At 67.3% G+C, this 23,571-nt stretch carries 22 protein-coding genes and 2 riboswitches; of the genes, 14 read left to right on the top strand and 8 right to left on the bottom strand.

The window, feature by feature from the left end:
* Positions 1–9: 9 nt before the first annotated feature.
* Positions 10–1,413 carry an MFS transporter gene (locus AC4EEV_RS09820; RefSeq protein WP_491330790.1) on the bottom strand — a complete coding sequence of 468 codons (1,404 nt, stop codon included), beginning with the start codon at positions 1,411–1,413 and terminating at the stop codon, positions 10–12.
* Between the two features lie 196 nt (positions 1,414–1,609).
* On the opposite strand from AC4EEV_RS09820, the gene AC4EEV_RS09815 reads away from it, so the two are divergent.
* The 6 genes from AC4EEV_RS09815 to mnhG are packed head-to-tail and all read left to right on the top strand — an operon-like array spanning position 1,610 to position 7,975.
* Positions 1,610–4,639: a Na+/H+ antiporter subunit A gene (locus tag AC4EEV_RS09815; protein WP_491330789.1), complete on the top strand. Its 3,030-nt coding sequence runs from the start codon at positions 1,610–1,612 to the stop codon at positions 4,637–4,639.
* Complete coding sequence (locus AC4EEV_RS09810; RefSeq protein ID WP_133831922.1) at positions 4,636–5,157, top strand: Na(+)/H(+) antiporter subunit C; 522 nt, start codon at positions 4,636–4,638, stop codon at positions 5,155–5,157. Before AC4EEV_RS09815 ends, AC4EEV_RS09810 begins: the two co-directional genes overlap by 4 nt.
* Complete coding sequence (locus tag AC4EEV_RS09805; RefSeq protein ID WP_018760723.1) at positions 5,154–6,755, top strand: Na+/H+ antiporter subunit D; 1,602 nt, start codon at positions 5,154–5,156, stop codon at positions 6,753–6,755. Before AC4EEV_RS09810 ends, AC4EEV_RS09805 begins: the two co-directional genes overlap by 4 nt.
* On the top strand, positions 6,752–7,297 hold the full coding sequence (locus tag AC4EEV_RS09800; RefSeq protein ID WP_018760724.1) for a Na+/H+ antiporter subunit E: 546 nt from the start codon (positions 6,752–6,754) through the stop codon (positions 7,295–7,297). Before AC4EEV_RS09805 ends, AC4EEV_RS09800 begins: the two co-directional genes overlap by 4 nt.
* Complete coding sequence (locus tag AC4EEV_RS09795) at positions 7,294–7,572, top strand: MrpF/PhaF family protein (RefSeq protein ID WP_018760725.1); 279 nt, start codon at positions 7,294–7,296, stop codon at positions 7,570–7,572. Before AC4EEV_RS09800 ends, AC4EEV_RS09795 begins: the two co-directional genes overlap by 4 nt.
* A complete protein-coding gene (gene mnhG, locus AC4EEV_RS09790) occupies positions 7,562–7,975 on the top strand; it encodes a monovalent cation/H(+) antiporter subunit G (protein WP_018760726.1) in 414 nt (137 codons plus the stop codon). Before AC4EEV_RS09795 ends, mnhG begins: the two co-directional genes overlap by 11 nt.
* On the opposite strand, the gene AC4EEV_RS09785 is transcribed toward mnhG, so the two are convergent.
* Positions 7,976–8,239, bottom strand: coding sequence for a DUF4235 domain-containing protein (locus AC4EEV_RS09785; protein ID WP_018760727.1), 264 nt, complete (start codon positions 8,237–8,239; stop codon positions 7,976–7,978).
* A gap of 219 nt (positions 8,240–8,458) precedes the next feature.
* Positions 8,459–8,599: riboswitch (TPP riboswitch) on the top strand.
* 67 nt (positions 8,600–8,666) lie between these two features.
* On the opposite strand from AC4EEV_RS09785, the gene AC4EEV_RS09780 reads away from it, so the two are divergent.
* The 5 genes from AC4EEV_RS09780 to AC4EEV_RS09760 all read left to right on the top strand — a co-directional run bounded on the left by AC4EEV_RS09780 (position 8,667) and on the right by AC4EEV_RS09760 (position 14,558).
* A complete protein-coding gene (locus AC4EEV_RS09780) occupies positions 8,667–9,290 on the top strand; it encodes an ECF transporter S component (protein ID WP_018760728.1) in 624 nt (207 codons plus the stop codon).
* Positions 9,290–10,837: an ABC transporter ATP-binding protein gene (locus AC4EEV_RS09775; RefSeq protein WP_491330788.1), complete on the top strand. Its 1,548-nt coding sequence runs from the start codon at positions 9,290–9,292 to the stop codon at positions 10,835–10,837. Before AC4EEV_RS09780 ends, AC4EEV_RS09775 begins: the two co-directional genes overlap by 1 nt.
* Positions 10,834–11,634 carry an energy-coupling factor transporter transmembrane component T family protein gene (locus AC4EEV_RS09770; protein ID WP_491330787.1) on the top strand — a complete coding sequence of 267 codons (801 nt, stop codon included), beginning with the start codon at positions 10,834–10,836 and terminating at the stop codon, positions 11,632–11,634. The genes AC4EEV_RS09775 and AC4EEV_RS09770 overlap by 4 nt, the downstream gene beginning before the upstream one ends.
* Positions 11,635–11,740: 106 nt before the next feature.
* Complete coding sequence (locus AC4EEV_RS09765) at positions 11,741–13,264, top strand: UDP-N-acetylglucosamine 1-carboxyvinyltransferase (RefSeq protein ID WP_018760731.1); 1,524 nt, start codon at positions 11,741–11,743, stop codon at positions 13,262–13,264.
* 67 nt (positions 13,265–13,331) lie between these two features.
* A complete protein-coding gene (locus AC4EEV_RS09760; RefSeq protein WP_109045745.1) occupies positions 13,332–14,558 on the top strand; it encodes a glutamate--cysteine ligase 2 in 1,227 nt (408 codons plus the stop codon).
* 4 nt (positions 14,559–14,562) lie between these two features.
* Here the strand turns inward: AC4EEV_RS09760 and AC4EEV_RS09755 are convergent, their stop codons facing one another.
* From AC4EEV_RS09755 to AC4EEV_RS09745, 3 genes are read right to left on the bottom strand one after another with little or no spacing between them, the layout of a single operon-like run.
* A complete protein-coding gene (locus tag AC4EEV_RS09755; RefSeq protein ID WP_018760733.1) occupies positions 14,563–15,771 on the bottom strand; it encodes an O-succinylhomoserine sulfhydrylase in 1,209 nt (402 codons plus the stop codon).
* Complete coding sequence (locus tag AC4EEV_RS09750; RefSeq protein ID WP_018760734.1) at positions 15,772–16,182, bottom strand: rhodanese-like domain-containing protein; 411 nt, start codon at positions 16,180–16,182, stop codon at positions 15,772–15,774.
* Positions 16,179–16,442 (bottom strand): DUF1737 domain-containing protein, encoded by a 264-nt coding sequence (locus tag AC4EEV_RS09745; RefSeq protein WP_018760735.1) that lies wholly within the window; start codon positions 16,440–16,442, stop codon positions 16,179–16,181. Before AC4EEV_RS09745 ends, AC4EEV_RS09750 begins: the two co-directional genes overlap by 4 nt.
* A gap of 13 nt (positions 16,443–16,455) precedes the next feature.
* Positions 16,456–16,570, bottom strand: a riboswitch (SAM riboswitch).
* A 176-nt stretch (positions 16,571–16,746) separates the two neighbouring features.
* Between AC4EEV_RS09745 and opgC the strand changes: the two genes are divergently transcribed.
* Positions 16,747–19,215: an OpgC domain-containing protein gene (gene opgC, locus AC4EEV_RS09740; RefSeq protein ID WP_491330786.1), complete on the top strand. Its 2,469-nt coding sequence runs from the start codon at positions 16,747–16,749 to the stop codon at positions 19,213–19,215.
* Between the two features lie 120 nt (positions 19,216–19,335).
* Here opgC and AC4EEV_RS09735 read toward each other — a convergent pair whose 3' ends face one another.
* The gene (locus AC4EEV_RS09735; RefSeq protein WP_018760737.1) at positions 19,336–19,590 is read right to left on the bottom strand and encodes a hypothetical protein; all 255 of its coding nucleotides are present in this window, start codon (positions 19,588–19,590) and stop codon (positions 19,336–19,338) included.
* Between the two features lie 225 nt (positions 19,591–19,815).
* Here AC4EEV_RS09735 and AC4EEV_RS09730 point away from each other — a divergent pair, with 225 nt between their 5' ends.
* Positions 19,816–20,520, top strand: coding sequence for a TetR/AcrR family transcriptional regulator C-terminal domain-containing protein (locus AC4EEV_RS09730; RefSeq protein ID WP_109045510.1), 705 nt, complete (start codon positions 19,816–19,818; stop codon positions 20,518–20,520).
* Between the two features lie 22 nt (positions 20,521–20,542).
* Here AC4EEV_RS09730 and AC4EEV_RS09725 read toward each other — a convergent pair whose 3' ends face one another.
* Positions 20,543–21,007: a pyridoxamine 5'-phosphate oxidase family protein gene (locus AC4EEV_RS09725; RefSeq protein WP_491330785.1), complete on the bottom strand. Its 465-nt coding sequence runs from the start codon at positions 21,005–21,007 to the stop codon at positions 20,543–20,545.
* Positions 21,008–21,067: 60 nt separating this feature from the next.
* Positions 21,068–21,997, bottom strand: coding sequence for an aminodeoxychorismate lyase (locus AC4EEV_RS09720; protein WP_491330784.1), 930 nt, complete (start codon positions 21,995–21,997; stop codon positions 21,068–21,070).
* 92 nt (positions 21,998–22,089) lie between these two features.
* Between AC4EEV_RS09720 and cls the strand changes: the two genes are divergently transcribed.
* Complete coding sequence (gene cls / locus AC4EEV_RS09715; protein ID WP_491330783.1) at positions 22,090–23,565, top strand: cardiolipin synthase; 1,476 nt, start codon at positions 22,090–22,092, stop codon at positions 23,563–23,565.
* Positions 23,566–23,571 lie beyond the last annotated feature (6 nt).

Below are 23,571 nucleotides of genomic sequence, written 5' to 3'. Positions count from 1 at the left end.
GAGGGAGGGTCAGGCAGTGGGGACCACGGCGATGGGGGCCTTGTCCGGTGACTTCACCGGCAGCAGGACCAGAAGCCCGGCCAGGAGCACCACCATGATGCCCAGGATGCCCCAGCGCTGGGCCTGCCCGGCTGGCACCAGCGGGGTGGCCACGGTGATGCAGAGGGTGAAGAGTGCGGGGGCCAGGAAGCTGACGGCGCGTCCGGTGGTGGCGTACAGCCCGAAGAGCTCTCCCGATTCCCCATGCGGCGCCAGGCGGGCCAGGTAGGCGCGGGATGAGGACTGGGCCGGGCCGACGAACAGGCAGAGGAACAGTCCGAACACCCAGAACGTGGTGCTCCCCGCCCAATTCATGCCGAAGAAGGAATAGTTTCCGTTGCCCAGCACCAGGATGGCGGTCCCGGCGGCCAGGAGCCCCACCAAGGAACCCGCAATGACGGCCTTGGGGCCCACTTTGTCATCCAGGAAGCCGCCGATCACGGCACCGATGGCCGCCACCACGTTCCCGAAGATCGCGAAGAAGATGACCTGCGACAGAGCGAAGCCGAAGGTCCCGGCCGCGATGATGCCGCCAAAGGTGAAGACGGCGGCCAGCCCATCCCGGAAGACGGCACTGGCCAGCAGGAAGTAAATGGTGTGCGGACTGGTGGCGTAGATGGCCTTGATGCGCCGGAACAGCAGCCCGTAGCTGGCCAGGAAGCCCAGGCGGGCGGTATTGGTGCCGCGGGGCAGTTCGGGAACGGCGAACAACACCGGAAGGGCGAAGACGAAAAACCAGAGCGCGGAGAAGACAGCTACCAACCGGATGTTCAGGCTGTCCGTGGTGGACGCCCCGACCCAGTCGAAAGCCGGTTGGACGAACAGTTGCAGGACGATCAGGAGGGCCACGATTCCGCCGACGTAGCCCGCGCCCCAGCCGAACCCGCTGACCCTCCCGATGTTCTGCGGCGTGGAAACCTGGGCCAGCATGGCGTTGTAGTTCACGCCGGCGAACTCGAAGAACACATTGCCCAGCGCAATCAGGCAGGCGCCGGGAAGCAGGAATTCCGGGTGCGGAAACACGAAGAAGCACAGGGCGGTAAGGATGGCGACGGCGGCCGAGTTCACTCCCAGCCACAGCTTGCGGCGGCCGCCCGCGTCCGAGCGCTGGCCGGTGACCGGAGCCAGGAGCGCGATGGCCAATCCGGCAACAGCCAGGGCGGAGCCCAGGACCGCGGAAGCACTGTCCTCCCCGCCGAAGGCGTTGGACGTCAGGTAGACGGTGAACACGAACGTGGTCATGACCGCGTTGAAGGCCGCCGAACCCCAGTCCCAGGAGGCCCACGCCAGGATGCGGCGCTTGGTGGAAGTCCGGGTTCCGGACTCAAGTTCCGAGGCAGGCCGCATTGCCCCCTGAGCGCTGGCGCTGTTCATACGTTGAATCGTATCCGCCCGTGGCGAACACCCGGCGGAGCACAGCCCTGTGACGTGGGGGAATTCGCCGCCCGGCCCACCCCGCACAAGAAAAGGTGGTGCCGGGGCCTTGGTAAACTGGAGCCTCCCGGATCTAACTTTCTTGCCGCCTGCTCCAACTTTTGACAATCGAATCCCTGACGTTGCGGAGATACCAGTGATAACAGTCCTTGCCGTGCACTTTTCGGTGGCTGTCCTGGCGCCTTTCCTCTTCAGGGCCTGGGGCCGGAATGCGTTCTACGCGTTGGCGGCCGTCCCGGCTGTTTCCTTCGCCTGGTTGGCCTTCCAGCACGACGCCGTCTATTCCGGGTCCGGCGCAGTATCCGAAGTCTTTGAATGGATTCCCGGCCTCCACCTTGAGTTTGCGTTCCGGATGGACGCGCTGGCTTGGGTGATGTCACTGCTGGTGCTGGGTGTCGGTGCGCTGGTGCTGCTTTATTGCGCCCGGTATTTCAAACGGAAAGACCAGGACCTCGGTGCGTTCGGCGCGCAGTTGCTTGCCTTCGCCGGCGCCATGTTCGGCCTGGTGCTGGCCGATGACCTGCTGTTGTTGTTCATCTTCTGGGAACTCACCACCATCCTGTCCTACCTCCTGATCGGGTTCGCCAGGACCCGGCTCGCGGCCCGCCGGTCCGCCCTGCAGGCGCTCATGGTCACCACGGCCGGTGGCCTGGCCATGCTGGTGGGCCTGATCATGCTGGGCTACACCGCAGGGACCTACCGCATCTCCAGCATCCTGGAGCAAGCGGCCGCGCTGGTCTCCGGACCGTCAGGCGCCACGGTGGGCGCCGCCGTCGTGCTCATCCTGGTGGGTGCCATCACCAAGTCCGCGCTGGTCCCGTTCCATTTCTGGCTCCCCGGTGCCATGGCTGCGCCGACCCCCGTCAGTGCCTACCTGCACGCGGCGGCGATGGTCAAGGCGGGAATCTACCTGGTGGCCCGCCTTGCCCCGGGCTTTGCGGAGACGGCGTACTGGCAGCCCGTGGTCCTGGGCCTGGGCCTGGCCACGATGCTGGTGGGAGGCTACCGGGCGCTCCGGCAGACCGACATCAAGCTGATCCTTGCCTACGGCACCGTCAGCCAGCTGGGCTTCCTCACCATGGTGGTGGGCCTGGGGACACCGGACGCCGCCCTGGCCGGGCTTGCAATGCTGCTGGCCCACGGCCTGTTCAAGGCCACGCTGTTCCTGGTGGTGGGCATCATCGACCACCAGTCCGGGACCCGTGATGTGCGGAAACTCTCCGGCGTCTTCCGGTCCTCGCGGGCCCTGGGCATCGTGGCGGGCATCGGTGCGGCCTCCATGGCCGGGGTGCCGCTGCTGGCCGGGTTTGTGGCCAAGGAATCGGTACTCGAAGCGTTCGTGCACCACGCCACCGGCCCGCATGCCGGTCCGTGGGGCATGGTGGTGCTGGCCGGCCTGGTGGTGGGATCCATCCTGACCTTCGCCTACAGCGCCAGGTTCATGTGGGGTGCCTTCGCGGCGAAGCCCGGCGTGGAGCCCACCCCGTTCAAAGCCATCCGGCCCTCCTTCCTTGCCGCGCCCGCGGTCCTGAGCCTCCTGACCATCGCCTACGGGCTCTGGCCGGTACCGGTTGACGCCTGGATCCAGCCTTACGCGGCGCTGTTCGCCTCCACGGCGCCCGACGCCGGAACGCCGGCTGAGCAGGCCGGCCACCTGGCGCTGTGGCACGGTTTCACCCCGGCACTGGGGCTGACGGCCGTCACGTTCGTGCTGGGCCTGGCGATGTACGTCGGCCGCAACGCCGTGGCCAGGGTGCAGGCACGGGTTCCGGGCTGGGTGGACGGCGACCGGGGCTACCAGCTCACCATCGGCGCCCTGGACGACGCCGCCGTCTGGATCACGGGCCGGACCCAGCGCGGTTCCCTCTACTTCTACCTCGCCGTAATCCTCAGCGTGGCGTTCGTCCTGCCGCTCACCGCCATCCTGCTCAGCGGCAATGCCCTGCCGCAGGACATCTACCTCGTGGACCCGCACTCGCCGCTGCAGCTCGTGGCCGGCGCGGGCATCGTGATTGGCGCCCTTGCCGCCGTCAAGGCCAACAAGCGCTTCCTGGCGGTGCTGATGGTCTCCGTCACCGGGTACGGCATCGCCCTCATGTTCGCCCTGCAGGGCGCCCCCGACCTTGCCCTGACCCAGATGCTGGTGGAAACCATCATCCTGGTGGCGTTCGTCCTGGCCATGCGCAGCCTTCCTCCTGAGCTTCGTGACCGCACCGGCGGAAAGTACCGGGTGCTGCGCGTCATCATCGGGTTGGGCTTCGGCGTGACCATGGTGTTCGCCGCTATCTTCGCCATGGGAGCCAGGACCGCCATCCCGGTGTCCCTGCAGTTCCCGCAGCTCGCCTACGAGGGCGGCGGCGGCCTGAACGTGGTGAACGTGACGCTCGTGGACATCCGGGCGTGGGACACATTCGGTGAGATCAGCGTCCTGGCCCTGGCCGCCACCGGCGTGGCCAGCCTGATCTTCGTCCGCGGCCGCGGAGACCGCCTGCAACGGTCCGCCTCCGTTGCCGAGGGCACCGTGGGGCGGTACCACGGCGTGGACCCCGGGTCCCGCGACGGTGCGGCGCTGGCCATCAGCCGGAAGTTCGCCGCCTCGGCACGGGACGCCTGGATCGTGGCGGGCAGGACCCTCGCCCCGGAACGCCGCTCCATCATCTTCGAGGTGGTCACCCGCCTGATGTTCCACTCGATGATCATCTTCTCGCTCTACCTGCTGCTGGCCGGCCACAACCTGCCCGGCGGCGGTTTCGCCGGCGGCCTGACCGCCGGCCTGGCCCTGACCATCCGCTACCTGGCCGGCGGGCGGTTCGAACTGAGGGAAGCCGCACCGCTGAGCGCCGGTGCGTTGCTGGGCACCGGCCTGGCCCTGGCCGCTGCCTCCGGCGTGACGCCCCTGCTGTTGGGCGGCCAGGTGTTCCAGTCCGCCATCATCGAGGTGTGGCTGCCCGTCTTCGGCGACATCAAGTTCGTCACCTCCACCATCTTCGATATCGGCGTGTACGTGGTGGTGGTGGGCCTGGTGCTCGACGTGCTGCGCAGCCTGGGTGCCGAGATCGATGAACACATGGAAGAACGGTCCGCTGCGGCCGGGCCTGAACCGGCACAGCAGGACCAGGAACCGGACCGTATTCCTGCCGAGACCACCGCAAAGGGCAACGCATGAGCGTCAACCTGACCCTGCTGATCGTCATGGGCGCCCTCTATGCCTGCGGCATCTACCTGATCCTCGAACGCAGCCTCACCCGCGTCCTGCTGGGGCTGATGCTGCTGGCCAACGCCACCAACCTGCTGATCCTCTCCACCGGGGGATACGCCGGCCTGGCTCCGTTCTTCACCAAGGACACCCCCGCCGGTGACTACAACGACCCCCTGCCGCAAGCCTTGATCCTGACCTCGATCGTGATCTCCTTCGCCGTCACGGCGTTCATGCTGGGCATCATCTACCGCACGTGGGTCCTGGCCCGCCAGGACGATATCCAGGACGACGTGGAGGACCTCCGGGTGGCGGAAACACCGAGCTTCGACGCGGAGGACGACGCCGAAATCCCGGCCGAAACATCCGAGTTTCCGCTCGCCACCGTCACGGCGGGAGGCCGGGAAATGCCGGCCGAACAGGCAGCCGCGGAAGAACAGCCCGGCTCGCTCACCATCGAATCCGGCCCGGAAGGCGGCAAAAAGTGAACATCGCCAGCCTGGCCCCGCTCGCCGTCGTCCTTCCCATCCTGGGCGCCGCACTGACCTTCCTCCTGATCCGGCACTCCCGGGCCCAGCGGGCGGTCAGCATCGGACTGTTGTCACTCACCCTGGCCCTCGAATGCCTCCTGTTGGCGTCCGCGTGGAACAGCGGGACCGCCGCGGTGACCATCGGCGGCTGGCTGCCGCCCTGGGGCATCGTGATGGTGGTGGACCAGTTCTCCTCGCTGATGCTGGTGGTCTCCTCGGCAGTGAGCCTCGCCGTGCTGGTGTACGCCACCGGGCAAGGCATGGCCGACGGCGACGAAGACGCACCGGTCTCGATCTTCCACCCCACCTACCTGATCCTGGTGGCGGGGGTGTCCAACGCGTTCCTCTCCGGCGACCTCTTCAACCTCTACGTCGGCTTCGAGATCCTGCTGACCGCAAGCTACGTGCTGATGACCCTGGGCGGCACCGGGCCCCGGATCCGCGCCGGCGTCACCTACGTGGTGGTGTCGGTGGTGTCCTCCGTGCTGTTCCTGATCGCCATCGCCATGGTGTACGGCGCAACCGGCACCGTCAACATGGCTGACCTCGCCCTCAAACTGGGCGACCTGGACCAAGGCACCAGGACCCTGCTGCACGTCATGCTGCTGGTGGCGTTCGGCATCAAGGCCGCCGTCTTCCCGCTGTCCTTCTGGCTCCCCGACTCCTACCCCACGGCGCCGGCACCCGTCACCGCCGTGTTCGCCGGCCTGTTGACCAAGGTGGGCGTATACGCCATGGTCAGGACCGAGACGCTGTTGTTCCCCGGCGACACCCTGAACACGCCACTGATGGTGGTGGCGCTGCTGACCATGGTGGTGGGCATCCTTGGTGCGCTGGCGCAAAGCGACATCAAACGTCTGCTCTCGTTCACCCTGGTCAGCCACATCGGGTACATGGTGTTCGGGCTGGCCATGTCCTCCGTGGCCGGGCTGGCGGCTGCGGTCTTCTACGTGGCCCACCACATCACCATCCAGACCAGCCTGTTCCTGGTGACCGGCCTGATCGAACGCCGCGGCGGCAGCTCCTCCGTTGACCGGCTGGGCGGCCTGGCCAAGCTCTCGCCCCTGCTGGCAATGCTGTTCTTCATCCCCGGCATGAACCTGGCCGGCATCCCCCCGTTCTCCGGGTTCCTCGGCAAGGTGGGGCTGCTGCAGGCCGGCATTGAGCTGGGGACCCCGCTGGCCTACGCACTGGTGATCGGCGGGGTGCTGACCAGCCTGCTGACGCTGCTGGCCATTGCCCGCGTATGGAACCGGGCGTTCTGGCGGAAGCCGGAGGACGCCGAACATCCGGACCCCGTGCTGCTGGCCGGCCCCTCGGGGCGCGCCGCCGGTCCGGGCGCCAAACTCAACACGGTCACGCTCCTGCCGCGCACCATGGTGGGATCAACCCTTGGCCTGGTGGTGCTCGGCGTCGCGCTCACCGTGTTCGCCGGGCCGCTGTTCGGGCTCTCCGACCAGGCTGCGCGGGACATGCTGGACCGGGCCCCCTACATCCAGTCGGTCCTCGGCAGCAATACCGCCGTTCCGGCCACCGTGACGGGAGGAGGACGATGAGCCGCAAACGGATTTCGCTGCGGCAGGAGCTTCCCCTCCTGGTGTGGCTGGTGATCGTGTGGGGCGCCCTGTGGCAGGACTTCAGCCCCGGGAACCTGCTCTTCGGTGCCCTGCTGGCGGTAGGCGTTGCCAGGCTGTTCTACCTTCCGCCGGTGGAACTCAGCGGCCGGTTCAACATCCTGTACGCCGTGCCCTTCGCCTTTGCCTTCCTGGCGAAAGTGGTGGTCGCCAGCGGCCAGGTCCTGTACCTGGCCACCGTCCGCGGACCCAAGGTGACCAACGCCGTCGTCGCGGTGAAGCTCCGGAGCCACCAGGACCTGATCGTCACCGCCACCGGGCACGTGATCTCCCTGATTCCCGGCTCCCTGGTGGTGGAGGTGGACCGCCCGGCCTCCACCCTGTACCTGCACGCACTCAACATCACCTCCAAGCAGGACATCGAGGGCCTGCGGAACGAGGTCCGGTCCATCGAAGCGGGCCTGATCCGCATCATGGGTTCCGCCGAAGAACTTGAAGCCGTCCGAATGGAGGCGTCTGCATGATGCCTGTTGTCCTGGCGGTCACGGCCGTCATCTTCTCCCTCGCCGCGGGCGGGGCCATCATCAGGATTGCCCGCGGCCCTTCGCTGCTGGACCGGGTCCTTGCGGCCGATGTCCTGCTCGCCATCCTGGGCGGGGCCCTGTGCGTGGACATGGCCGTGAACCGGCACCTGAACAACCTGATGCTGGTGGTGGCCATCTCCATCATTGGGTTCATCGGGTCGGTCACGGTGGCCCGGTTCGTCGCCGACCGGAGGGTGAACCCCCATGAATCCTGACTTTTCCGGCGCGGACGCGTGGATCGACCTTGCCTCCGCGGTGTTCATGGTGGCGGGTGCGCTCCTGTCCCTGGGCGCCGCCATCGGGCTGCTCCGCTTCCCGGACCTGATGAGCCGCATGCACGCCGCCACCAAGCCGCAGGTCCTGGGCCTGTTCCTGCTGCTGGCAGCCATTGGGCTGCAGATGCGCAGCTGGTGGGTTTGGCCGGTCCTGGTGGTGGCCTGGATCTTCCAGCTGCTCACGGTGCCGGTGTCCGCGCACATGGTGGGCCGGGCCGGCTACCGCACCAAGCACCTGCACCGGGAGCTGCTCGCCGCCGATGAGCTTGAGGCCGTAGTGCAAAAAGCCGCCGCCGAGGCTGCCCTGACGGACAACCGCGACGACGGCGAAAACCGCCAGTAGCTAGACGATGTCCTGCGTCTTGGCGAAGCGGGTGATGGCGCGCTGGGTGCCCCGGTTGGCCAGGACCTGGATGATGGCGCTGACGGAGGCGGAGATCAGTGCGAAGGTCAAGGCCGACCGCAGGCTGGTGGGCACGTCCTCGCCCTTGCCGCTGGGCGGCTTCTGCCCGGTGGTCTTTTCCCAGATGGTGTTGACGAGCTTGGTGCCGACCAGGCCTGCGCCCAGGCTCACCGCGGTACCGAGCAGCTTGATGAAGAGGTTCATTCCTAGTACTCCTTGCGGGCGGAAAACGGACTGTCTCCAGCCTAGCCGTACACCCGGACCGGTCCGGGCAAGGGCATGGCCGGCATCCTCTCGGGCCCGCTGACGGCGGTCCGCGGTCACATCCGGTTCAACAGCCGGCATGGCCGCCGCCCAGCCCCCGCCAGGTGTAAACTTGACCACGCCCAAACCGGGCAGTATTTACACGCGAACATCAACATTCAAAAACGACAGGGGAGCGCCGCCGTCGGACAACCTGGCCATGCCGGGAACCGCAGGTGGGCGCTGAGAGTGCGGGACAGCCGCAGACCCTCGAACCTGATCCGGTTAGTACCGGCGCAAGGGAGTCGAGTTCTCAAAGTGTCCGGCCGGACCGGCAACAGTCCGCCAGCCGGAGCCACTTTCCCCTCCTGTTACCCAGGAGGATCACATGAGTACTGCTGCAATCAAGAAGACCACCAGTAAGTCCTGGCGCGTCGTCGACATCGTGGTGGCGGCCCTGGTGGCCATCGCCGGCGGAGTCATTTTCTGGGCCTGGGACCAGGGCGCCGCCGCCCTGTCGGCCCCCATGAACGCCGCCTACCCGCCCCTGACCGGGATCCTGGCCGGCGGCTGGATGATTCCCGGCGTGCTGGGAATGCTCATCATCCGCAAACCCGGAGCCGCCCTGTTCTGCGAAACCGTGGCCGCAACGGGCGAGCTCCTAATGGGTTCCCAGTATGGCGCCTCCGTCCTTTTCTCCGGTTTCATCCAGGGGTTGGGCGCGGAAATCATCTTCGCGGTCTTCGTCTACCGCAAGTTCAACCTGCCCGTCTCCCTCGTGGCGGGGGCGGCCGCGGGCTTCTTCTGCGGCCTGAATGACTCATTCGCACCGTGGGGCTGGAACATTGCCTACTCCGGGGCGGACAAGCTCGCCTATATCGTCCTGACCACGGTGTCCGGCGCGGTGCTGGCGGGCGCGTTGTCCTGGCTCGCCACCCGCGGCCTGGCCCGCACCGGGGTGCTGAGTTCCTTCGCGTCCCGCAAGGCTGCAACGGAGCCAGTTTTCTCCTGATGGCACCTTCCCAGGACGCCGCAGGAGGCGTGCGCCCTGCCGCCGTCACGGCCCGCGGCTGGGGCTGGCGGCATGCCGGCAGGGCCAAACCTGCCGTCCACGCCCTCGACCTGGATATCCGCCCCGGCGAGCGGGTACTCCTGCTCGGTCCCTCGGGTGCCGGGAAGTCGACGCTCCTGCATGCCCTCGCCGGGGTCCTGGGCGACATCAACGACGACGGCGAGGCCGGCGATGCGGACGAGTCCGGTTCGTTGCTGGTTGACGGCGCCCCGCCCCTCGAGCGTCGCGGCCGCTCCGGCCTGATGCAGCAGGACCCGGAGACGCAGGTGGTCCTCTCCCGGGTAGGGGACGACGTCGCCTTCGGCGCCGAGAACCTTGCCGTGCCCCGCGACGCCATCTGGGCGCGCGTGCACGAGGCGCTTGCCGACGTCGGACTGTCCCACCTCCCGCTGGACCACCCGACGTCGGCCCTCTCCGGCGGTCAGAAACAGCGCCTGGCGCTGGCGGGCATCCTGGCGATGCGTCCCGGGCTGATCCTGCTGGACGAGCCCACCGCCAACCTTGACCCGGACGGCGTCCTGGAGGTCCGGGACGCCGTGGCACGCTGCCTCGACAAGACCGGGGCCACTTTGGTGGTGGTGGAGCACCGGGTTTCCGTCTGGAAGGACCTGGTGGACCGGATCGTGGTCCTGCAGCCGGGCTCCGCCTCGGATCCCGCCGTGCTCCTGGACGGACCTCCGGACCGGGTGCTCAGCGAGGCCCGGGCCATGCTGACGGCGGCCGGAGTCTGGGTGCCGGGGTATGTGCCGGCCACCCGCCGCCGGTCCGGCATCCCGGCCGCCGTAACCGGCAACCTCCTGCTTGCAGCCGAAGACCTGGCGGTCTCCCGCGAGCGTCCCCGCCGCAAAGGCTTCCGGAAGATTCCGCCGGTTCCTGTCCAGGAGGGTGTTGCCGCGCAGGTCCGGGCCGGCCAGGCGCTGGCCGTCACCGGCCCGAACGGCGCCGGAAAATCAACGTTCGCACTGACCCTTGCCGGGCTCCTTGAACCGGTGTCCGGAAAGGTGTCGGCCGCCGTGGACCTTAGCCGCGGTGCCGGGATCGACCCCTACGCGTGGAAGGCAGAGCAGTTGATCTCACGGGTGGGCACCGTGTTCCAGGAACCGGAGCACCAGTTCGTGACGGGCAAGGTGTTGGACGAGCTGCTGTTCGGGCCGCGGCACCTGGGCCACGGCGAGGACCGGGTGGAGGAACTGCTGGAGCGGCTGCGGCTCACCCAGCTGGTGGACGCCAATCCCTACACATTGTCCGGCGGTGAGAAGCGTCGGCTGTCCGTGGCCACGGTCCTGGCCGCCAGCCCGCAGGTGCTGGTCCTGGACGAGCCGACGTTCGGGCAGGACGCCAACACCTGGGCGGAGCTGGCCTCGTTCCTCTCCGAACTCCTGGACGCCGGCACGGCCGTGGTGTCCGTGACCCACGACGCCGAATTCACCCGGGCTTTGGGCGGGGCCGAGCTGCGGATGGCCGCCACGGAACCGGTGGCGCCATGAGGCAGCAGCTGACCCTGGACGGCAACCGCGCCCTCCTTGCCCGGGCCAACCCGCTGAGCAAATTTGCCGCCGTCGTGATGATCACCGCGGTCCTGGCGCTGTCCATCGACTGGGTGTCCGCGTCCGTGGCGCTGGTCTTCGAACTGATCCTGTTTCCCCTGGCCGGCCTCACCGTGTCCCTGCTCTGGCAGCGGGGCTGGCCGCTGATCCTCGCCGCCGCCATCGGCGGCTGGAGCACGTCCATCCTGGCGCCGGACAGCGGGAGGATCCTGCTCGACGCCGGCATCTGGACCATGAGCGAAGGCTCCCTCCAGCTGGGCATCGGCTTCCTGCTGCGGGGCTTCGCGATCGCCCTTCCGGCGGTGCTCCTGATGAGCTGCACCGATCCGACGGACCTTGCCGATGCGCTGGCACAGAAGGCGCGCCTGCCGCACCGGTTCGTCCTGGGAACCCTGGCGGCGATGCGCCTGGTGGGGCTCATGGCCGAGGAATGGCAGACCATCGGGATGGCCCGGCGTGCCCGCGGCGTGGGGTCGCGCGGCAACGTGGTCCAGCGGGTGAAGGCGACCCTGGGCCAAAGTTTCGGGCTCCTGGTGCAGGCGATCCGCCGCGCGTCGAGGCTTGCCGTGACCATGGAAGCGCGGGGTTTCGGCGGCGGGCAGCGAACCTGGGCCCGCGAATCGACGTTCAGTGTGCTGGACCTGTGGGTGGTAGGCGGTGGCGTCCTGATCGCCGGGTGCGCCCTCGGTGCGGCGCTTGCCGCGGGCCGTTGGAACATGGTGTGGCTGGGCAGCTAGCAGGGTTACCTGCCGGTACTATCGCATGTAGCGGGTAGGTCACCCCGGATACTCCCTCGGATGGCCATACCGCGACCTTCTATCTCATTTATGATATATTCGCGTCATGACTCAGGAGACCGCCGGCCACGTCGCCGCCATGTTGAGGAACGCCCGGACTGAGAAGGGCTGGACCCAAGGCCAGTTGGCTTCCGAACTCGGAACCAGCCAAAGCGCCGTCGCCCGGATGGAACAAGGCAAGCAGAACCTCAGCCTCAAGATGATCCAGCGGCTGGAGACCATCTTCGACCGGAGCATCGTCAACGTGGGCAAGCCCAGGATGACGCACCTGCGGGTGGAGGGCGGCCGCACCCTCTCCGGCGCGGTGGATGTCAACAGCAGCAAGAACGCCGGCGTGGCGCTGCTGTGCGCCAGCCTGATCAACCGGGGCACCACCGTGCTCCGCCGCCTCGCCCGGATCGAAGAAGTTAACCGCATCGTTGAAGTGCTGACCAGCATCGGCGTGGAATGCACCTGGCTCAACGACACTGATCTGCGCCTGCGCCGCCCGGCCGTCTTGGACCTGGAAGGGATGGACGTTGACGCGGCCCGGCGAACCCGCAGCGTCATCATGCTGCTGGGCCCCCTCCTGGACGAGTCACGGGAGTACCGGCTGCCCTACGCCGGCGGCTGCGACCTCGGCACCCGCACGGTGGAACCCCACATGCAGGCACTGCGCGAATTCGGGCTCTCGGTGGAAGCCACCGCCGGTTTCTACACGGTCCAGGCGCCTCCCGCGGACACCAGGGACCGTTCCTTCGTCCTCACCGAACGGGGGGACACCGTTACCGAGAATGCGATCATGGCGGCGGCCCACCGGCCGGGAACAACCGTGATCCGCAACGCCAGCCCCAACTACATGGTGCAGGACCTCTGCTTCTACCTGCAGATGCTCGGGGTGGCTATCGAGGGCGTGGGAACCACCACGCTCCGGATCACCGGCCGGCCCGTGATCGACGCCGAGATCGAGTATTTCCCGTCCGAGGACCCGATTGAGGCCATGAGCCTGATTACGGCCGGCATCGTCACCAATTCCGAGGTCACGGTCCGCCGGGTACCCATCGAGTTCATGGAAATCGAGTTGGCCACCCTGGGCCAGATGGGGCAGAAGCTCGAAATCTCCGGCGAATACATGGCCCGCAACGGGCGCACCCGGCTGGTGGACGTGACTACCAAGCCGTCGGAGCTGCGCGCGCCCGAGGACAAGATCCACCCCATGCCGTTCCCCGGGCTGAACATCGACAACCTGCCTTTCTTTGCCGTGATCGCCGCGAACGCCCACGGGCAGACCATGATCCACGACTGGGTGTACGAAAACCGTGCCATCTACCTGACAGAGCTGAACCGGCTCGGTGCGCAGGTGCAGCTGCTGGACCCGCACCGGATCTACGTCAACGGACCCACCAAGTGGCGTGCCGCGGAGGTGGGCTGCCCGCCGGCGCTCCGCCCCGCTGCCTGCCTGCTGCTGGCCATGCTCGCCGCACGGGGCGTCTCCGAGCTGCGCAACATCTACGTGATCGAACGCGGCTACGAGGACCTGGCGGAACGCCTCAACACCATCGGCGCCAAGGTGGAGTACTTCCAGGACTAGGCGTTCATGCTTCGTCATGATCAGCAGCTGCGCCCGGAATTTCCTGGCCCTGACGCAGAATGTTCGTATGCGTACTTTCGGCGTCGAGGAAGAACTCCTGATTGTTGATCCGGAGTCCGGGGAGCCGCTTGCCCTGGCGGACGCCCTCCTCGCCGGACACCGTGTCGCTGCGGACGATCTCCCGGTGGACCCGGACCTCCACCACTCCGGGAAGCAGGCGGATCACGACGACGAGATGGGCCTCAGTGCCGAGCTGAAGCTTGAGCAGATCGAGACGCAGACAAAGCCCTGCCTGGAGTCCGGGGCCCTGCTCGAGCAGATCAGGGCCGGCCGCGCCATGGCCAATCAGGCGGCCGCCAAGAACGGAGCCAGGGTGGCTGCGCTGGCCACGTCTCCGCTGGCATCCGCCAGCCACACCACGCCGGACCCTCGCTACGCCAGGATGCTGGAGCGCTTTGGCCTCACGGCGCAGGAACAGCTGACCTGCGGTTTCCACGTGCACACCTACATCGAATCGCCGGAAGAGGGCGTGGCGGTCCTGGACCGGATCCGCGACAAGCTGGCGGTGCTGACGGCGTTGAGCGCCAACTCGCCGTACTGGAACGGCGTCCCCACCGGGTTCGAAAGCTACCGTACCCAGGCCTGGAACCGGTGGCCGACGTCCGGCCCGGCCGCGATCTACGGGACGTACCCCGCCTACCGGAGGGTGGTCACCCGGCTGCTGGACACCGGCGTGATGCTCGATGAAGGGATGCTGTATTTCGACGCGCGGCTCTCCCGCAACCACCCCACCGTGGAGGTGCGGGTGGCGGACGTCTGCCTCCGCGCCGAGGATGCAGCCTTGATCGCCGTGCTGGTCCGCGCCCTGGTGGAATCGGCCGGCAGGGAATGGCGCGAGGGCGTGGACCCGGCGCCGGTGCCCACTGTCCTGCTGCGGATGGCCTCCTGGCAGGCCAGCAGTTCGGGACTCGGCGGCGAGCTCCTGGACTTTGGGAACTTCCGCCCGGCCCCGGCCGCGGACGTAGCCCGTTCCCTGGTGGATTACCTGGCGCCTGTCCTTCAGGAACAGGGCGAACTGGCCATGGCCCGGCAGGGCGTGGAGCACATCATCGCCCGCGGGACAGGGGCCGCCGAGCAGCGCCGGGCCCGCGACAGGGCGCTGGCCGGACCGCCTCCCGAGGATATGGGCTTCGGTGCAGTGGTCCGGCACGCCGTAGACGCCACCATGCGCGGCGCCCTGGATCTTTCCGGCGTGGAAGACACCCCGGAACTGCTGCGGGTCCGCCAGGCCTGACGCCTTAGATCTGCTTCAGGGCCTGTTCCAGGTCGCGGATGAGGTCGTCCGCGTCCTCGAGCCCCACGGAGAGCCGGACCACGCCGTCGCTCAAGCCAATGGCGGCCCGCCCCTCCGGCCCCATGGCGCGGTGGGTGGTGGTGGCGGGGTGGGTGATCAGGGATTTCGAATCGCCCAGGTTGTTGGAGATGTCGATGATCCGCAGCCCGTCCAACAGGGCGAAGGCCGCCTCCTTGCCGGAGCGGCCGCCCGAGGGCGCCAGCTCAAGGGTGAGGACCGTGCCGCCGGCGCTCATCTGCTTCGCCGCCAGCTCATACTGCGGGTGCGATGTCAGCAGCGGGTACTTCACCCAGCTCACGGCAGGCTGCTCCTCGAGCCATTCAGCGAGCCGCAGGGCGGTGGCCGAGGAGTGCCGGACGCGCAGGCTCATGGTTTCCAGGCCCTTGGTCAGGACCCAGGCGTTGAACGCCGAAAGCGCCGGACCTGTGTGGCGCATCAGCTGCTTCACCGGGCCGTCGATGAACTCCTTGGTGCCCAGGATGGCACCGCCCAGGACCCGGCCCTGCCCGTCGATGTGCTTGGTGCCGGAGTACACGATGACGTCCGCGCCCAGGTCCCCGCAGCGCTGCAGCAGGGGAGTGGCGAAGACATTGTCCGCAACTACCGTGGCGCCGGCGGCATGGGCCAGTTCGCTCACCGCGGCGATGTCCACGATTTCCTGCATCGGGTTGGACGGGGATTCGAAGAAGACGGCGGTGGTGGGCTTGGACAGGGCCTCGCGCCACTGGTCCAGGTCCGGGCCATCGACGAAGACCGTTTCCACTCCCCACCGCGGCAGGATCTCGTTCAGGATCACGAAGCATGACCCGAACAGTGAGCGGGCGGCCACCACGCGGTCACCGGCTGCAAGCAGCGCGCCCAGGGCCGTGAACACCGCGGACATGCCCGACGCCGTCGCGAAGCAGGCCTCGGTGCCTTCCAGCAGCCTGAGCCGTTCCTGGAAGGTGGCCACGGACGGGTTGCCGTAGCGCGAGTACACAAAGCGCTCGTCCTCGCCGGTGAAGGCGCGTTCGGCCGCGGCCGCGGATTCGTAGACGAACCCGGAATTCAGGAAGACGGCCTCTGAGGTTTCCTGGAAGTTGGTGCGGTCCAGCCCGCCGCGGACAGCCTGGGTGTCGGGGCTCCAGCCGGGGGCATCTTGATTGAAAGTCACTTAGTTCTTTCCGAGGTTGGTGGGCAGGCCGCGGTTCTTCCAGCCGTTGACGGTCCGTTCGCCGTAGCGGTCAGGTTCCCCCTCGAAGCCCTCCAGGACGTTGTAGGAAGTGAAGCCGGCCTGGGTGGCCGCCACGGCCGCGGCGATGGATCGCTGGCCCGAACGGCAAAGGAACACGAGCTCAGCGCCCGGGTCCTCAGGCGCCTGCTCCTTGAGGTCCTTCACGAAATCGGGGTTGGGGATGCCGCCGGGGAAGGTCCACTGGATGAAGAGCGGATCGTTGTCCGTTGCCTTGGTATCCGGAATGCCAATGTGGGCCCATTCGCCCTCGGTGCGGACGTCCACCAGGATGGCGCCCTGCTCCAGCTTGGCCCACGCTTCCTGCGGCGTCAGGTCTCCCGCGTAGCTCATGCGTGGCCCTCGCCGTCGAACTCGCCTTCCAGGTCGTCAACAGCCGTGGCCACCGCGGCGTCAGCCGACGCGATGGCGGCCGGGAGGACAACGGCCTGGGCCACGATGACGCTGCTGCCGTTGAAAGTGGCCGCCGGGCTGCCGTGCAGGACGTAACCGTCCGCAAGCGCAGCCGAGATCCGCTCACAGAAGGAGCGGTCGTCCGGGCCCGTAATCAGGCGGTAGGACAATTTTTCGTCAGGGGCGGGTGCGTCAGACACGACGGATCTCCTTCTTTCACGCTTGCAGCTCGAATCGGTCGATATGCCAAGTATTCACCTGAGGCACCCCGCCGCGAGAGGAGGGTTGCCGACCGGCCAGTCAGGGCTTAACACCGGTACTCATTACTCCCCAAAAACGTAACACCTGCGCCGCCAAGCCGCACGGCCGCCGTCGTCATGTTCCGTAATTGAGAGCCCGCGACCACCGCGTCACGGGAACGCGGCAGGGCGGCCGGGCCGATAAAGTTTCTACCGGGGGCGCCGCCCTGCCGTCACAGTGGGAGTACCGGGGGGTCTTGCCAGCATGCGAGCAGCAACATCGCACCACCAGGCCGGCCGTCGTCGTGCCCGTCACCGTTCCCCCGGGGCGTTCCTGGCCGCCGCCGTCGTCGTGCTCCTGGCGCTGCTGGCGCCCGCCGGTGCTGCGCAGGCGGCCTCCGCGGAACCGGACCAAGGCAAGCCGTGGCTGGGTGCCGTCCTTGAATGGGGCGAGGATACCGCCGCTGGATTCTCCGACCGGCTGGGTGCGAGCCCGGCCGTGTTTGGCCACGACATCGGCCTGCCGTTCCGCGACTCGGACCAGAACAACATCGAGGGGTTCCTGCAGCAGGCCTCGGCCAAGGGCGCCCACGCCATGCTCACCGTGAAGCCCACGGTGCCGCTGGACCAGATCGGCGCCTCCGAAGCGGAAGCCTTCGCCGGCAAGGTCCGCGACCTGGCCTCCGGGTTCAAGGGCCGGCTGTTGATCCGGTTTGCGCCGGACATGAACTCGAGCTGGGTGGCCTGGGGGCAGCAGCCGGCCGCCTACCGGGAGGCCTTCAAGGCGGTCGCGGCAGCGGTCAAAAAGGACGACGGCGGCCGGGCCGCCATGGTCTGGGCGCCGTACCTGGGCAAGGACTACCCCTTTGACCGGAGCAGGAATGCCCCGCAGCCTGGAAGTGACGGCTTCGCCCTCCTGGACACCAACGGCGACGGCGCCTGGAACGGCTCCGACGCCGCCTACGCCCCCTACTATCCGGGGGACGACGCCGTGGACTGGGTGGGCCTGACTGCCTACCATGACGACACTGCCGGCGCCGCTGCCGTTAACACCGTGCCGCGTGCCGGTGAACTCCAGGAGATGCTGACCGGCGCGGGCAGCGAGAACTTCTACAGTGCCTACGCGGAGGTCCGCAGGAAGCCGCTACTGCTCCAGACGTCGGCGTTCTACAGCCCTGCCGCGGGCGGACCGCCGGAGGCGGATATCAAGACGGCCTGGTGGGACCAGGTGGTGGGTACCGCCACCTCGCCGGCTTTCGCCAGGACGGCGGCGGTGGTGTGGGACGAGCGCACCAGCACCCGGGATACCGGCGTGGCCAGCATCGACTGGCTGCTCACCGGAAATCCCGCCATCGCCAAAGCTGCGCTGGACCGGCTGAAGTCCTCTGCTGTGGTCACCGGGCCGGTCACCGATGTGGCCGCGGACGGATCGTATGTCCGGGCCAACACCCTGTCCGGGGCTGCGGTCTGGACCGTGGCCGTGGCGATGGCCATCCTCCTGGCGGCGCTGTGGCAGATTCCCCGCCGGGTCAACGCCGCCACCGCATGGAGCTACCAGGAGCCGGGAAACAGGGACTCGCGCGTGGATCTGCTGCGCGGGATGGCCATTGTCTTCGTGGTGGTCAACCACCTGGGCCTGGTCTCGCTGTTCCAGCTGCTCACCCAGGAGGCCGTGGGCTTCGTATCGGGTGCCGAACTCTTCGTGCTGTTCTCCGGCCTGGTGGTGGGCATGGTCTACGGGCCGAAGGCCAAGGAAGACTTCGGCAAGGTTGTGGACCTCACCTCCCGCCGGGCGGGGAAGCTCTATGTGACCGCGCTGTCGGTGCTGATCGGCGTCTTCCTCGTCGCGCAGCTTCCGTTCTTCCACACCGAGGCCTTGACCACGTTCGTGGACCAGGGGACCGGCGGGGCCGGGCATAACGGTGCCGGCCGGACGTACGACCTCTACGCCGGGATGTCGTCGCTGTTCCAGTTCCCGGTGCCGCCCCAGGTCCTGCCGGCCATCCTGCTGTTGCAGTTCGGGCCCTGGCAGTTCAACGTGATGGGCCTGTATGTGGTGCTGCTCCTGGCCAGCCCCTTGATCCTGGCCCTCTTGAACCGCGGAAAGGCCGTATGGGTCCTGGTGGTATCGCTGGCGGTGTACGCCGTGGGGGCCGGAACCAGGTTCAGGATTTTGCCGTCGCAGTTCGAGGACTCTTTTCCGCTGCTGGTGTGGCAGGTGCTGTTCGTGCTGGGGCTCGTGGTGGGATACCACCGGCGCAGCATTATCGCGTGGTTGTCGGCGCATGCCTGGGTGGTGGCCGCCTGTACGGTGGCTGCAGTCGCCCTGGCCTTCCTATCCTGGGGCAACCCCTACTTGGCCAACAACTACGACGTCCGGCTGGCGCTGATGCCGGACGCCACCTACCGGGCCATGTATGACGCCCTCTTTGGCCGGACCTACCTGGCTCCGGGCCGCCTGCTCAACGTCGTCTTGCTGGTGGTGGCGGCGTATGCGTTCCTCAGCGCCTACTGGAAACCGGTTGAGCGGGCGCTGGGCTGGTTCCTGATCCCGCTGGGCCGCGCAACGCTCTATGTCTTCATCATGCACGTGGTGCTGATCGCCGTCGTGGCCAACATCCCCGCCCTCCAGCAGGAGAGTGTCTTCCTCAACACCGTGGCGTACGCCGTGGTGCTGGGCCTGCTGTGGGTGATGGTCCGCACCAGGTTCCTGTTCCGGATCATTCCCACCTAGGCCCCATCTTCCACCGGGGAACCATGGCCCGGGCATGAAAAATGCTGCGGCACGGTGGGTGCCACAGCATTTCGATCACTTGCCAGGTAAGGACTGGGAATCCCTTGGAGGGTATGTGTCCTAGACCAGCTCGGGATACGAGGACACGATGTAGTCGGCGGCAGCCGGACCTTTCATGCGCAGGCCCTTGCGGCTGCCCGGCAACCGCGTCTTCATCGCTGACCAGAAGGTCGTCTCCGTACCCGGCAGGTGCTGGTTGATGAAGCACCAGCTCATGTACAGGCCGTAGAAGCGGTCGCGTTCCAGGGTGGACTCGGAGGTCTGGTCGAAGTAGGTGGCGTCTTGGAGAAAGAGATCAAACTGGGAATGTGCCATGAGGGCGTCCCTTCGCTAAGTGCGTGGCGCCGCCGTTCGGCTACAGCAGCGAACCTCGATGCCCTGCACTGGTGGCAATCGGGTCCATAGATTAATCCTGTGAAAGAAACCGGGATCATGAGCGCCGTCAACGCCTGTCTACACTGTAGACTTTACCCGTAGACTACATATGAGGCAACCCTCTCGAATGATCTCGGGTCAGTTGTCCGCAGCGAGGACAAATTCATGACTTCCCCTAAACCATCCGGCACCGGCAAGGCCAAGGCCAGGCTCAGCCGGGACATCGTGCTGGCCAAAGCGCTGGAAATGGTGGATGCGGAAGGCCTCGAAGCATTGACCATGCGCCGCCTGGGCCAGGAGCTCGGCAGGGACCCGATGAGCCTTTACCGCTATGCGGAGAATCGGGCTGCCTTGCTCGACGGGGTTTCGGAACTGGTGCTGGACCAGCTCACCATCCAGCAGGATGACCCTGACTGGAAGGCGCAGTTGCGGGCGATCGCCCACAACCTGCGGACCCTGGCGCTCCAGCATCCCAACGTGGTGCCCCTGTTGGTGACCAGGCCACTCTCCACGCCCCTCGGCTTGCGCCCGCTGGGCACGCTGCGGCCGCTGGAGAAGATCCTTTCCCTGCTGGTGTCGGCCGGATTCGATCCCTCAGACGCGCTGCACGTCTACCGCGTGTACTACGGCTTCCTCTACGGCCACATCCTCAACGAACTGCAGGAGTTCGTGGTGGACCCCGAAGAGAACGAGGTGCTGCTGCGGCTGGGGCTCCACCGCCTGCCCGCCAAGGAATTTCCCAACCTGCGGGCGTTGGCCCCGGCCTTGGCAGATTACGACGGCGCCAGCGAGCTTGACCAGGGGCTCACCATCCTCTTGTCCGGACTGGAAGCACAGCTGTCCCGGCAGGCGGCAGCAGCGCTCGGCTAGAACGGAAGCGGGCGGCGGGGCATTATTCGAACGAGGCCCTGCGCCGGTCCTGCACGCGGGTGTTCCAGACATCCGGCCGGTTGACCTGGAACCTGCGGCCGGTCAGGGCCTTCGCGTTCAGCCGGACGTAGTTGGCCTTTTCGCCGGGCTGCCGCGGTTCCAGACCGAGGCCGTCCACTTGGTCCTTTACCGCCTGGTCCTCGATGATCCCGGTATCGCCGCGCACCACCACGCTCCATGCCATTTCGGTGGCGGGGTCGTAGCCGTCGATCTCCAGCGCCGCCGGCCGCTCCATTTTGGCGCCCCAGAGCTTGGAACCGGGCGCTGTCCGGAAGACGATGCTGCGCAGGTGGACGATGTAGTTCACGGGAAAGATTTCGGGATGCTCGTCCACCACGATGGCCAGCCTGCCCACGGTGTCATTGGCGAGGAGTTCCCAGCAGTCGTCAAAGGAGAGGTTTTCGATCGGCAGCTTGTGCGAGTCCATGGTCCACACCTTACGGGTGAAGCCGGGAGGGCAAAAGGGGCCGGTGGCCCTGTTGCGCGGCTACTGGATCCCGGCGAAAAGTCCGCTCAACTCCGCTGTCAGTTCCTTCTGCACGGCCGGCGTGCCGATTTCCTTGCCGTCGATACGGTTCACGGGGGCCAGCAGCCGGACGCTGGAGATCAGCCAGACGGCATCCGCATCCAGCAGGTCGCGGGGCTCCAGCGGGCCGTACCCCAGCTCCCAGCCCGCCGCCTTGGCCGCCGCGAAAAGCGCGCCCTGGGACGTTCCGGGCAGGATGCCGCTGTCCAGCTGCGGCGTGATGAGGCGCTTGACCGCAGTGCCGTCGTCGGACTTTTCCACGTGGGCCAGCAGCACGGTGGAGGTGGGCCCTTCCAGGACGCGGCCGTCGGATGAGGTGAAGATGACGTCGTCCGCGCCCTGCTTGTGGGCGTGCCGGAGGGCCGCCATGTTCACCGCGTAGGACAGCGTCTTGGCACCCAGGAGCAGCCACGGGGCCCGTTCGGCCACGTCACTGTCATAGCCGCGGTCCAGCAGGATTACGTCGATGCCGGTTTCCCGCTGGCGGCGGCCCGCCGCTCCGGCAGGTGAGACCTGCACCCAGGCGGTGGGGGCCGGGGCGCCCTCGACGCCGCGGGTCACCACCAGCTTGACCACCAGTTCGTCGGCGGCAGCGTCCGACGGCGGGTTCCCGGCGCGGTGCCGGGCAACGGCGGCCGCGATGGCGCGCTGCCACACGTCCTGCCCGGGAATCTCGAGGTCCAGCGCGCGGGCGGAGCCTGCGAGCCGGTCCAGGTGGGCCTGCATCTTCCGGACCGCTCCGCCGACAGCCAGCATGGTTTCGAAGATGCCGTCCCCCCGCGTGACGCCCAGGTCCGTGACCAGGAGCTGCGGTTTGGCGGCGTCGGCCACCCTGCCGTCAGGGTAGGCAGGGTCAAGGAAGACGAGAACCACGGGGGCTGGAGAGCTCATGGCACCAGCTTAGTGCGGCGGCGCCGCTAAGCTGGGCGGAGTGCGCCGGCCGGAACCGTCCCCGGAGCCCGACCTCCCCGGGAGTTATTGACGTGTTGTGGCCTTTTTCGCTTGCCGGCACCGCGCCGACGTGGGTTGTGGTGCTCCTGGGCTTTGCCGACCTGGTGATCAGGGTCCTGGCGTTGGGCATCATCCCCGGCAACAGGCGTCCCACCACAGCCATGGCCTGGCTGCTGGGGATCTTCTTCATTCCGTTCCTTGGCCTGGTCCTGTTCCTGCTCTTCGGCAACTTCCAGCTGTCCAGCCGTCGCCGGGCGCAGCAGGAGCTGGTGAACGACCGCGTGCGGGCCGGTATCACGGCTTTGTCGGACGTCGAAAGCGACTACCCGGGCCCGGAGTGGGTGAAGTCCGCCGCGGAACTGAACCGCACGCTGGGATCACTGCCCATGGTGGACAACAACTCCGTGGACCTCATCCCCGGGTACCCGGACTCCATCCTGGCCATGACCAACGCGGTGCGGAAGGCAAAGACCTTCGTCAACGCCGAGTTCTACATCATGAGCTCGGACCACGTCACCAACGACCTGCTCACGGCCATGGAAGAGGCCGCCGAACGGGGTGTGGAAGTCAGGCTGCTGTTCGACCACATCGGCACGTTGCGTATCAAGGGCTACCGGAAGCTGCTCAAGCGCCTGCGGGCCGGCAAGATCCAGTGGAAGCGGATGCTTCCCCTGCTGCCCATCCATGGCCAATGGCGCCGGCCGGACCTGCGCAACCACCGCAAGATCATGGTGGTGGACGGCGAAATCGCCTTCACTGGGTCGCAGAACCTGATCGAGCCCTCCTACAACAACCCGCGGCACCGCAAGGCCGGCCGCGAATGGGTGGAACTGATGGCCTGCCTGCGGGGGCCGATCGTGACCACCCTGAACGTCGTCTTCGCCACCGACTGGCTGAGCGAGACCGACGAATCCCTGGAACACCAGCTGCAACTGCCGGCGAATCCCGAGCCCGGAGATGTCACGGCCCAGGTGGTGCCCAGCGGCCCCGGGTTCATCACGGAAAACAACCTCCGGCTCTTCAACACGCTCATCTACTCCGCGCAGCACCGGATTTCCATCTGCAGCCCCTATTTCGTCCCGGACGACTCCCTGCTGTATGCCATCACCACCGCGGCGCAGCGCGGCGTCGATGTGGAACTGTTCGTCTCCGAAAAGGGCGACCAGTTCCTGGTCCACCACGCGCAGCGGTCCTACTACGAAGCACTCCTCGAGGCAGGCGTACGCATCTACCTGTACAAGGCGCCGTTCGTGCTGCACGCCAAGCACTTCACCATCGACGACGAAGTGGCCGTCCTGGGATCGAGCAACATGGACATGCGTTCCTTCTCGCTGAACCTTGAGGTTTCCGTGATGCTCCTGGGCGAGGACATCGTCAACAAGATGCGCGCGGTGGAGGACACCTACCGGGACATCTCCCACGAGTTGAAGCTGGCGGACTGGCTGAACCGGCCGCTGGCCGCCCGGTATGTGGACAACGTGGCCCGGCTGACGGCCACGGTGCAGTAGGACCGC

The sequence above is a fragment of the Pseudarthrobacter sp. MOO14 genome (assembly GCF_058267675.1).
This window is presented reverse-complemented; position numbering and strand designations above follow the sequence as displayed.